Origin of the sequence: Nonlabens xylanidelens, assembly GCF_002934445.1 — a bacterium.
Lineage (GTDB): Bacteria > Bacteroidota > Bacteroidia > Flavobacteriales > Flavobacteriaceae > Nonlabens > Nonlabens xylanidelens.
This window is the reverse complement of the sequence record NZ_PTJE01000007.1, coordinates 49,156-60,399: the sequence shown is the minus strand read 5'-3', so window position 1 is coordinate 60,399 and position 11,244 is coordinate 49,156. Positions and strand designations below refer to the sequence as shown.

At 28.8% G+C, this 11,244-nt stretch carries 10 protein-coding genes; all 10 read right to left on the bottom strand.

Annotation, left to right across the window (positions count from 1 at the left end; genetic code table 11):
- Positions 1-165: 165 nt before the first annotated feature.
- Positions 166-1,299 carry a DegT/DnrJ/EryC1/StrS family aminotransferase gene (locus tag LY01_RS12650; protein ID WP_104516226.1) on the bottom strand — a complete coding sequence of 378 codons (1,134 nt, stop codon included), beginning with the start codon at positions 1,297-1,299 and terminating at the stop codon, positions 166-168.
- A gap of 4 nt (positions 1,300-1,303) precedes the next feature.
- On the bottom strand, positions 1,304-2,266 hold the full coding sequence (locus tag LY01_RS12645) for an MraY family glycosyltransferase (RefSeq protein WP_104516225.1): 963 nt from the start codon (positions 2,264-2,266) through the stop codon (positions 1,304-1,306).
- On the bottom strand, positions 2,266-3,198 hold the full coding sequence (locus LY01_RS12640) for an NAD-dependent epimerase/dehydratase family protein (RefSeq protein ID WP_104516224.1): 933 nt from the start codon (positions 3,196-3,198) through the stop codon (positions 2,266-2,268). The genes LY01_RS12645 and LY01_RS12640 overlap by 1 nt, the downstream gene beginning before the upstream one ends.
- Entirely contained in the window at positions 3,188-4,324 is a 1,137-nt protein-coding gene (locus tag LY01_RS12635) for a glycosyltransferase family 4 protein (protein ID WP_104516223.1), read from the bottom strand. Before LY01_RS12635 ends, LY01_RS12640 begins: the two co-directional genes overlap by 11 nt.
- 283 nt (positions 4,325-4,607) lie before the next feature.
- Positions 4,608-5,717 carry a right-handed parallel beta-helix repeat-containing protein gene (locus tag LY01_RS12630; protein ID WP_104516222.1) on the bottom strand — a complete coding sequence of 370 codons (1,110 nt, stop codon included), beginning with the start codon at positions 5,715-5,717 and terminating at the stop codon, positions 4,608-4,610.
- Entirely contained in the window at positions 5,714-6,766 is a 1,053-nt protein-coding gene (locus tag LY01_RS12625) for a glycosyltransferase family 4 protein (RefSeq protein WP_170034642.1), read from the bottom strand. Before LY01_RS12625 ends, LY01_RS12630 begins: the two co-directional genes overlap by 4 nt.
- A gap of 26 nt (positions 6,767-6,792) precedes the next feature.
- The gene (locus tag LY01_RS12620) at positions 6,793-7,821 is read right to left on the bottom strand and encodes an EpsG family protein (protein ID WP_104516220.1); all 1,029 of its coding nucleotides are present in this window, start codon (positions 7,819-7,821) and stop codon (positions 6,793-6,795) included.
- On the bottom strand, positions 7,818-8,840 hold the full coding sequence (locus LY01_RS12615) for a glycosyltransferase family 2 protein (RefSeq protein ID WP_104516219.1): 1,023 nt from the start codon (positions 8,838-8,840) through the stop codon (positions 7,818-7,820). Before LY01_RS12615 ends, LY01_RS12620 begins: the two co-directional genes overlap by 4 nt.
- Entirely contained in the window at positions 8,840-9,835 is a 996-nt protein-coding gene (locus LY01_RS12610; RefSeq protein WP_104516218.1) for a polysaccharide pyruvyl transferase family protein, read from the bottom strand. The genes LY01_RS12615 and LY01_RS12610 overlap by 1 nt, the downstream gene beginning before the upstream one ends.
- On the bottom strand, positions 9,832-11,241 hold the full coding sequence (locus LY01_RS12605) for a lipopolysaccharide biosynthesis protein (protein WP_104516217.1): 1,410 nt from the start codon (positions 11,239-11,241) through the stop codon (positions 9,832-9,834). Before LY01_RS12605 ends, LY01_RS12610 begins: the two co-directional genes overlap by 4 nt.
- Positions 11,242-11,244: the final 3 nt, after the last annotated feature.

The window sequence follows — 11,244 nt, the reverse complement described above, 5'->3', positions numbered from 1 at the left end:
CGTTAAGATATGAAATATGCCTGCAAAAAAAATGGATCAAGAATCTATATAGCAACATCTCTTTGTCGTACAAAAAGATGCTTTTAACTATTGATCCGACGTAAAAGCAATACAGCCGGTGTTTTGAAACACCGGCTATATTCATATGTAAAAAATATAAGCGTTTTATTTGCTGAATAAAGTCTTTATGGAAACAGAGATTCTATCTCTATCTGCATCAGTTAAATTAGAACCAGACGGCAAGCACAATCCATTTTCAAATAAAGTTTCACAAACTTTATTACCATAATAAGGATAGTCCTTATAAAGTGGTTGCATGTGCATAGGCTTCCATAAGGGTCTAGATTCTATGTTATCCTTTTCTAGAGCGAGTCTTATATCTTCTCTAGTGATACCACCTGTTTTTGATGCGTCTACTAGAATAGCACTTAACCAGTGGTTAGATACAAAATCATCACTTGGCTCTTTATGCAAAATAACACCATCAATATCTTCAAAAAGAGAACTATAAAAATGAAAATTAACTTTTTTACTTTTCAGGTTACTTCCTATTTTTTTTAACTGAACTATCCCTAATCCTGCGTTTAAATGACCTATCCTGTAATTGTATCCTACTGTTTCATGGTGATAATAATTCAAGTTTTCCTTAGCTTGGGTTGCTAGAGATATAGCCTTTTCTTTTTCTTCTATCGTTTTTACCACCAATATTCCACCACCAGCAGTAGTTACAATTTTATTCAAATTAAAAGATAGAATACCATAATCACCTATGGTTGATAATTTTTGTCCTTGATAACTACCGCCTAGAGCCTCTGCACTATCTTCTATAATTGGTATTTGTTTCGCTTTCGCGAAAGCGAGAATAGCATCCATATTACTAGAAATTCCATATAAACTAGTTACTATTATTGCCTTAGGGGTCTTTCCTTTTTTACAACATTCATAAAATGCTTCTTTTAAAAATTCAAGAGACATATTCCATGTACCTACTTCACTATCAACAAACACAGGTACAGCACCTTGATATAAAATAGGATTTGCAGAAGCTACAAAAGTCATAGACTGGCAAAAAACTACATCGCCTTTTTGAACACCTGCAAGAATTAACGCCATATGAATGGACGAGGTACCTGAATTTAACGCAACAACCTCTTTATCTGTATTTAAATATTCTTTAATCCTATTTTCAAAAGTTAATATATCTTTATTAATAGCTTCATAAACACCACCGTCTATAGACATCGGAAGTGCAACGCCCTGTTCATAAACAGGTGGCGATAAATGAATGCGTTTTTTCATGAAGTTAAATAGTTCTCGATCGTAAGTTTAAAAAATAACGCACCAGTAAAAAATAGCTTAAAGCAAGGAAAACTAATGTCGTTAGTGTTATTAATATTTGAGTCCACATCTCTAAGGAATAAGTATAATAAACAATCACGCAACATAATAGTTGAGTACCACCGTAAATCAAAGATGTTTTTATATGAGAATACTTTTTTGAATCTACAAACATCTGATATAAATGGTGTCTGTGCGCTTCAGATATTTTTTCTTTCATTTTAATTCTTCTCACGATAGTGAGAACACTATCCACTCCATATACTGCCACTAACAATAAAGCTACTGGTGCGTTTAAGACTACATAAAATTTATACACTAGAAAAAGCATAATAACTGCTATAGAAATACTCCCTACATCTCCCGAGAAAAAAAGTGCCTTTTTTCTAAAGTTATAATATCCGAAAATAACTAAAGAAAATAATAGATACATTAACAAATCAGGATCAACAAACGAAATCTCTTTACTATTGAAGAAATACAAAAAACCAACAATTATTATCGAGTAAACTCCCGTTAAAGCATTGATCCCATCCATAAAATTATAGGCATTTATAAAGCCTACTCCTACTATAAGTAATAAAATCAGGGATAAAACTGGAAAATCAATACTCACTTGATAGATAGCCATGGCTGCAGCGATAAATTGTACAGGTAGCCTAACCGATGGTGGTAGTGGTTTTAAATCATCGACAAAACTAACTAAAGCTATAATCGTTGTTCCTATAAATAAATAAGGGTACAAAAAACCACTAGTGATAAAATATATAACTAAAGCTATATAAAAGATAATTCCGCCTCCTCTAATTGTAATTTGAGTATGTGAACTTCTGTGGTTAGGCTTATCGATTATATTAAATCTATCTGCTAGCTTATAATAAATAAAAGATAGTATAGCTAATACTATAAAAACGAGAATATAGATCATTATATAGTTTTAAAAGATTGTATAGTAGTTGTTAAACCGTATTTAGTATCAAAAGGTGTATCAATTTTTAAAACAGTCTTCATCTTTTTATTACTTACTTCATATGATTCTGTCAGCTTTTGTAATCGTTCTTTATTAAAAGGTAATCTCAATAAAGTACCTACACTAGCCATCCATTTTATGAAAGTAGAATTTATAGAAATCAATTTAGGTTTCTTATCAATTGCTATAGCCATTACTTTTATTAATTCATTGGTAGAAATTGAATAATCGTCTGCCATATTAAATACGTCAGAATTAGGTAGTCTAGTTAACAAATTCTCTATTACCTCAGTAATAGTGGTAACAGAAACAAAAGATCTCTTATTATCAAAAGATGCTAGTGGATATGGAATTCCCTTAGAAACTACTTTATACAATAAATTTAAATTTCCTTTATTACCTGGACCATGAATCATACAAGGCCTAAGGATGTATAATTTTTTATCTGACGGTATGGTCTTACTCAATAAATACTGTTCAGCGAGTGCTTTTGATTTACCGTAAACGGTTCCTGGCTCATAAGGATGATCCTCTTTTAAGGTTCCTTTTACTTCATCTGCAACTGCTTTTACCGAGCTAAAATATATAAACACTTTAGAGTCGGACTGTAAAAATAAGTCAAATAAGCTCTTAGTAAGCTCTGTATTTACTTCGTAATATTCATCATCTAGAGAAGTTTTCTTTAAATCATGTGCTTTTCCCGCAAGGTGAATGAATGCATAGGCAGCATTAAAATCATCTACAGTTAAATTCTCATAGTTCAATGATGTATTATTCTGTTCTCGCTTTCGCGAAAGCGGAGTAACAGACCAGTTTTTATTCTCTAAAAAGGGAACTAAATTTTTACCTACGAAACCTGTTGCGCCAGATATAATAATTTTATGATTCATGAAGTTCTTGATAGATTTCAAAGTGTTTTTTAATCACATTTAATTGATCAAATTCTAATTCGGCTTTTTTTCTTGAAGCAATTCCCATTTGCGTCATTAATTCTGGGTTAAGGATAAGTCTTTCGATAGCATTTGCTAATTCCTTAGTAGATTTGACAGGTACCTTAAATCCATTAACAGCCTCGTCAACACACTCTCTACAACCTATAGCATCTGTTGTAACAATTGCTCTTCCTATGGCGCAAGCTTCAATCAAAGTTTTAGGCATTCCTTCTCTATAAGAAGGTAAAATTACAACATGACTATTTTTATAGACAGCCACCATATCCTTTTGATATCCTATCCACTTAACATACTCACCATCTTCCCAATCTTTAAGATAGGTAGAGCTTACTCCAGCTTTGTTATCATTATCTGCGAGACCAGATAAAATAAATTGAATTTTATTACTATATTTTTCTTTCAACAAATCAGTTGCTGCTCTAAGCTCTGCAACTCCTTTATCCCATAACATTCTTACAGGAAATAAGATAATAACCCTATCTCCTACAGGCAGTGCTGTATGATTGAATTTCTTTAAATTCACTCCAGAACCCTTAATGTAGAATATTTTATTTTTTTCATTCAAAACTCCTAAATCTCTAAGTTCTGAACGATCGTCTTTATTTTGAAAGATAAAACCTATGTTTTTATGTTTAAAACCAACCTTCATAAGTTTGAGCATAATCTTAGCTACTGCTCCTTGATTATCTCCAGTAAAATTATAACCTAAACCACTGACAGCGTTAACTACCGCTGGGATTTTGGTGAACTTAGCTGCGAGAGAGCCATAAATAACTGGTTTTAAAGTAATGTGATGTACTACGTCAGGTGCTACATTCTTATACAGCTTTCTAAATCTCATTAGTAACTGCAACTCTACCAAAGGGTTTGTTCCAGACCTAGAGAATGGAAAAGGTATAAATTCAATTCCACTTGCGGTAATTTCTTTACTCCTACCACTATCTTCTGCTGCAACGATAACATCCCAACCATTTTGAATAGCTTGTTCAGCAATACATAGTCGGTGAGATATAAAGAACCAGTCTACGTTCACAACATAGAGTATTTTAGGTTTTGTGTTCATCAAATTTTCTTAAAATATTAAGTTCTATAAACTACTTTATTATTATTAAAAAATAAATCAGTAGTAAAATTATAATATGCTTATTTATTGTTAAATAATTTTCATGGATTACTTAAAAACTATTTCTTAAAATTGTAAATATAAATCTATATGGAGGTTCTTTATTAATTAGAACTTGAATAATCAATACTTCATGTATTCATTCCAAAAATAAGATTAAAACGAAGTGATCTTCTAGGTTTTACAAAAGAACTAATAAAAGTTAATAAACCTATTCCTATAATTAATTAGTATTAATTCTTAAGTTTTCGATACTTTCTAAAGCGCTCACACTCTGTAAGGTTACGGAATCGGAAACTTTAATATGGATTTGAACGATATCATTATTAGCTATTTTTGAACTATGAAACGCTTGTGTTGAATTCGTATTTACAAATCCATCTATACCCAAAACTCCCTTTAATCCTTTTGTTGAAATTTTATCCAATGACACATAACCTATACCAAATTTTGAATTATAATTTTTAAAATCAAAAATTTCAATTCCAATTGAGTCAACGGCTCCCTGAAGTCTAGTTGTATTTATAAATATTCCTGCAAATTTGTTATCCACAGTAATAACATCCTTGATTTTAATATTTTTTAACTTGTCGTTGTTGTTGTTAGGTTCAATTTGAATTGCAGATTGAGGTGCTATTCCATATGTGTTTTTAATTAAAGTACCTTGAATATTGAGTCCATCTATATTAATTACAGAAATACCGTTGCGTCTATTTCTATCTATCACTCCATTTTTGATTTGTATATTTTGAGAACTATTACCACCATTGTAAGTGCCTACATAAATACCATCGCCCCAGCAGTCTCTAATAGTTGGATTTGAAATAAGAATATTTTTTGCAGATTTAATACTTATTCCCATACCCCATTCTCCAGCACCTGAATGTTGAAATCTATCTCCTTGAAGTGATGGGTTAAAGATATTAACATTCTCAATATTTTTTAAGTCAAGAATAGCGTACGCTTTTTTATTATTGGGTGAAAGGATCAACAAACTTTCTTTCCTGAAAATTAAATTTTGATTGCTTTTCAATTTGCAGCCAGTATGATTAATTAGAATAGGAAAATCAGGAAAGATTACAGAACTATTTAACTTTAATGCTCTATTAACAAACTCTGTGTAATCAACTGACCCATCTTTAAGGTGACCAATTGGCAAATAATCGGAGACTTCAACTGGATTATACTCTTTAACAATATTTTCAAATTCTCTATTATTCCAATTATCTCTTATTTCATCAAAATGCATTGGCATCTGCAAATCTTTAGAAAATTCCCGATTACAAGAAGAAATAAAAAATATTAGAAAAAAAACAACCAAAACCTTCATCATACTATCTCAAAATAAATTTTTTTATTAGACTCTACCATATTTTTAATACTAAAAAATTTAGCTCTATCCAATCCACGCTTTACTAGTAAGTCATACAATGATCTATCATCAATTATTTTATTTATACAAGCCGTTAGATCTTGAGATGTATTATCAAACAACAATCCAGAATCAGAAACCACTTCATTTAACCCATCTACATTTGATGCAATCACTGGAATGCCGTTAGCCATAGCTTCTACGGCCGCAATTCCAAAACCTTCATAATTAGAAGCTACAATTTTAATATCAGCTAACTTTAATATAGGTATAGGATTATCTAGTGCACCTAGGAACAAAACTTGTTGCTCTACACCTAATCTTTTGGATTCTTGTCTTAAAATTTCTAGACGTGGACCTTCTCCTATAAAAATAACATTAAACTTTTTCGGCAACAAACAAAGTGCTTCCAGTAATACTTGTTGGTTTTTTGCCTTTCGAAAATTAGCTATTTGAACAAGTATTACTGCTTCTTTATCTAACCCTAATTCATTTCTAGTTGCAGTTTCATAATCAACTATTTTTTCTACATCAACACCATTGAAGATAATTGATGTTTTAGCTTTAAATTTTGCCCCTAGATGTTTAATAAGATTTTTGAAAACAGCGTTAGAGATACAAATTATTTTATTGAGCCTACCGTAAATAAATCTATCAATAATTTTTAATAGAAAGTATTTTCTTCTTGTATTATCAGTACTGTGCTCTGTAAAAACAATTTTAACTTTATTAAAATAATTTGCTAACACTACCCAATAAAGAGTAGGAAATAAATGTGCATGAACAACATCATATCTTTTGCAATATCTTCTTAAATATAAAATCAACATCGGATTATATAGAGAATAATCTTTATTTTTAATCAATTTCACATTAGGAAAACTTTCAATCAATTTCTCTAATCTATTGTCTGACGACGTAAGAATAAGCACATCTACTTCAACTTTGTTTTTAATACCATACCAAGAAAGACTAGAAACTAGAAGCATTTCTGCTCCGGCCTTAGTCATAGAATTAATTACATGAAGTACTTTCATCAGCTAAAATAAAGATTTAAAAAACTACTAGAATACGGTAAAACCCCACCATTTCCTAGAACTAAAATAAAATAAAATAATGAATAAGCAACCATAGATACCATCCATAAAGACCTTTGTTTCTTTATTAAATTATTATTATCAATTAGATTTGCAAATAATATAAGTTTAGTAATTCCTAAAAACATTACTAATCTATTACCATAAGGCGTTATGATCAATAGATTTGATAAAACTACCGAAGCAATAAATAAATAATACCAATATGTTTTCTTTACGATAATGTTTCTAATTAAAATAACTATAACATTAATAACTAAGCTGCTTAAAATAGATACTACTGATATTGAAAACGCCTCAGACTCATTTGATACATATTCATATTTATCCAAAGATAAATAATTTAAAAAACTATTAAAAAAAACTAATCCTAATAAAATGCTTCCTACAAGAATAGTAATCAAATAACCCTCATACTTCTCAAGAAAGTATTTCATAAAAATTGCTAGAATAAAAATTAACGCAGAATTATGAAATAAAACAGCTCCCGTAACTATTAAAACAGTGTAAAGCCACTTCAATTTAAAATTAGAATAAAATACATAAAACGCCAGAAGAATCAAAGAAACCGCAACCGATTGTCGCATTATATTTAGAGAATAGAAATAATAGTAAAATGTTACATAGAAAAACAAACTAAGTATGGGGTATCTACTAGCTTTGACAAAAACAAAAAACAATGGTATTAGTATAATCAAATGTGTTACCAGCAATAGGTTTGCAAATGTACCATTAAAGAAAGATACTAATTCCATGACCTTAATCCATAAATACTCTAACCTCCATACATTCAACTCATTTTGTATGCGTTGATAATGTTCTAAATATCTAAACGTATCTGTACCAACAGTTACATCTCTATAGCCAGCTAATAAGAATAATATAACAAAAAATAAAAATAAAAATAAAATAGATCTATGTTGTGAAAACAGTAAAATTATGGCGGCAAACAGTATAAAGAAAATCATCTTTTATAATAATTATAATAATTACGAATAATGGAAAGTATTCCATAAATAAATAATTTGTCAAAAATTAATCTGACCATTATAAAGAATTTAAGCCTTCTTCTATTAAAAATAATTATTTTAAGATACCGTAAACCTAAAACATAATTTACAATTGATGATTCAATATATAATTTGTCCTTAAATTCAATTTGTATATTTCTAAAAAAAGAAATAATAAAACCAAAATCAAAGTAATCTAAATCAATTTTTTTAATTCTATCAGACAATGATAATTGGAACAAAAAATCCAAATCCTTATCCATTAAATCAATATTTGAAAGCAGCAAAGCTTTTTTTTGAATTGCTTTAATAATCAATTCTCTCTGAACTTTATTCTTAACGCCAGTAGAAGTTTGACCTTCCTGAACTATTCTATAACTTATTAAAGGCTTGACAAAATTATAACCTTTGCCGTATTCTAAAAGTCTTATCCAGAATTCATAATCTTCAGAATATTTATAATCGTTTAGATATTGTAGTTTATATAATTTAATTACACTATTTCTCATCATAACGGCAGGATGAGTAAAAGGTGTACTAAAATGCTTAGCTATAGTAATCTCTTCATTCGTTTCTGGTAGAAATGTTATGTGTTTTTTAGTATTGTCTTGATAAAACTCAATTCTAGAAGAACTACAAATTACATAATCTTCATTATTTTCCAAAAAATCAAATTGTTTATGAAATCTATCTAAAAACGAGATATCATCAGCATCCATTCTCGCTATATACTTTCCTTTTGCCAATTCTAATCCTCGGTTAAGAGTACCTATGAGACCTAAGTTAATTTCATTATTATAATACTTTATTCTATTATCAGAATAAGATTGAATGATCATTTCAGTTCGATCCGTCGAACCATCATTAATTATTATAAGTTCGAAATATAAACATGTCTGATTAAGAATACTATCTATTGCCTGAGCTAAGTACTTTTCTGCATTATAAGCAGGTAAAATCACTGATATTAAACTCATTAGTTATCAGTAGTTAGAATTACATTTTTATATTCTTTTAACCAAGTATTATAATAATTCTTGTTTTTACCATAAAAATTATCAAATAAAAATACTTTTTTATTTAGTAAAATACTTAAAATAGCACCATGCAATCTCGTGGTGGCAATCTCGTCAAACTCATTCAAAAAAGTAATTCCAGAATTGATATACTTGTCTATATTTTTCGTCGATTTTAATCCAAAAGCATTATCCATTATAATACTTGACCCCGGAACATTCTTTAACACCTTCGTAACCTTACCTTCAAAAGCTTCTACATAATTAGACATAGTGTTTATTGTCTTATTTTTACTATTGTATGTAGGCCAATCAGAATAGACAACTTCGTTTTCAATCTTGGTAAAAGGTAACTCTTTGTGATCTATACTCGTTGATTCTGCATCGGTTCTATTTAAAACTAGATTTTTGCCTTTTTTATTATTTGAGATAAATTCATCTAAATTTATAAAAAACGCCATGTCAGGTAATAAGTAAATTCTATTAACATCAAAAAGTTTACTTAGTAAATCAAAAGAAACTTGATCTCTTACACAAATATGTAAATCTTTATGTTGAGACATTTGCTTCATATCTGAGATTAAATTTTTATTATCATTATAAAAAACAGTTTGCGGCATTATAACAATCCTATTATTCTTGAATTTATTTATAATATCTAATTTAAACCCTTGACTGCTATGATAAATATCACCGAAGTTACCTCCGCCGTGAAGAATAATTACATCTTTATCAGATTTAATTTTACGATTATTAAAAGTATTTCGATTATATTGATCAAGTAACTTATACTTTAAGTTTTTAAAAAAGATTAACTCACCTTGCCATATTAAAGTATCACCGATATTCCTATGATTAGGTACATCTAACAGGATGAAATCATTATTAATGATATTTGAAAGAGTATCATTTAAAAGTTTTTTTTGATTGTTAATAAAAGAAATATTATCATTCATATTTTAGATTTTACAAAGTTTAATGTTTTAAAAATAATTTTTTTATTCAAAATCAAAAATATTGAAGCCGAAATAAATATCATAGAAAAATTTACGTAGCTATTTTCTAAAAACAACGTTATTAAAATAGTTGATAGAAAATAGACGCTTAAAAAGAAAAATATTACAACCTTAAAATTCAATTTAAATTCTTTTTTCATATCATAAAATCTAATTATAAATATAACTAGAAAACCTATAAAAGAGCCAAGTGCTGGTGCATACAAGCCTAAATTTTCAATAGTCAAGATAATTACAAATATATTAAAAACGGCACCAATCAAACTTGTGAAGAAGACTCGATTAGTTTTTTTTTGTCTTAAATAGCCTGCTCCGATAAATGCGGATAAGGCAGAGAAAATAGTAGCTACATACAAGACAATCATATATCTCCAAGAAGACTCAAAAGCTTCATCTACAACCAAACTTATCAACAAAGGTGAAATACTAATTAGAAAAGCAACAAGACTCAATTCAAAGATTAAAAAATTCTTAAAAATCTTCTGATAATCAACAACCTCACTCTCATCAGTACTCAACGCTTTATCTTGCCATGCTAGCATGAATATGCTATTCAATAAAATTACAATAGCTGGAAATCTAGACGAAATAGCATAGATACCATTCTCAGACAGACTCAAATACTTTAATATCAAATATCTATCTGAAGCATTAATAACCCACCAACTTAAGGCATTTAACATTAAAGGTAAGCTATAAATAAGCATTTCTTTTTTTTCTAAATTCCATTTTAATTGAAAATATTGGAAAGAAATCACATTAAATTTAAATTGCAACAAAGCAATTACTAGAACATAAGCTAAAATTGAAGAGGATAGTATACCAAATATTTTATCATCAAAAATGAATATACTCGCTACGTTAAATAGCACTAAAAAAAAACTATGAAGTATACCTGAAAAGGCATAAGCCTTAATGTTACCTATACCTCTTAAAATTTGTTGATAAAACGGATATACACAAGATAATATTAGCATTGTCACAAATAAATGTATGTAATATACATTTATGAAAATATTTGTTATATAAATTAAAGAGATAATACTACCAAGAGAAAATACTAGAAGACCTATAGCATTACCTATGTATTTTCTCTTATTAATATTTTTATCATTACCAATAAGCCACCTATATAAAGCATCAGAAATTTGAAATGTAGAAATAGGTACTAATAGAAAAATCGTTGTAAGTAATAAGTCATATGTTCCTAATTCTTCTTTTGTAAGGAAGAAAGAGAAAAAAGGAATTAAAAGAAAAGAAAGTATTTTAGAACCAAAATTACCAATAGAATAAACTAAGGTATTTGTTAATAAATTAACTTTAGGTTTTGAGTCGTTTTGTGGCAAAAT

Excerpts from the sequence above, each read along its gene's own strand:
- LY01_RS12630 (WP_104516222.1), bottom strand. The coding sequence starts at position 5,717 with ATGATGAAGGTTTTGGTTGTTTTTTTTCTAATATTTTTTATTTCTTCT.
- LY01_RS12620 (WP_104516220.1), bottom strand. The coding sequence starts at position 7,821 with ATGATTTTCTTTATACTGTTTGCCGCCATAATTTTACTGTTTTCACAA.
- LY01_RS12610 (WP_104516218.1), bottom strand. The coding sequence starts at position 9,835 with ATGAATGATAATATTTCTTTTATTAACAATCAAAAAAAACTTTTAAAT.
- LY01_RS12635 (WP_104516223.1), bottom strand. The coding sequence starts at position 4,324 with ATGAACACAAAACCTAAAATACTCTATGTTGTGAACGTAGACTGGTTC.
- LY01_RS12625 (WP_170034642.1), bottom strand. The coding sequence starts at position 6,766 with ATGACTAAGGCCGGAGCAGAAATGCTTCTAGTTTCTAGTCTTTCTTGG.
- LY01_RS12645 (WP_104516225.1), bottom strand. The coding sequence starts at position 2,266 with ATGATCTATATTCTCGTTTTTATAGTATTAGCTATACTATCTTTTATT.
- LY01_RS12640 (WP_104516224.1), bottom strand. The coding sequence starts at position 3,198 with ATGAATCATAAAATTATTATATCTGGCGCAACAGGTTTCGTAGGTAAA.
- LY01_RS12615 (WP_104516219.1), bottom strand. The coding sequence starts at position 8,840 with ATGAGTTTAATATCAGTGATTTTACCTGCTTATAATGCAGAAAAGTAC.
- LY01_RS12650 (WP_104516226.1), bottom strand. The coding sequence starts at position 1,299 with ATGAAAAAACGCATTCATTTATCGCCACCTGTTTATGAACAGGGCGTT.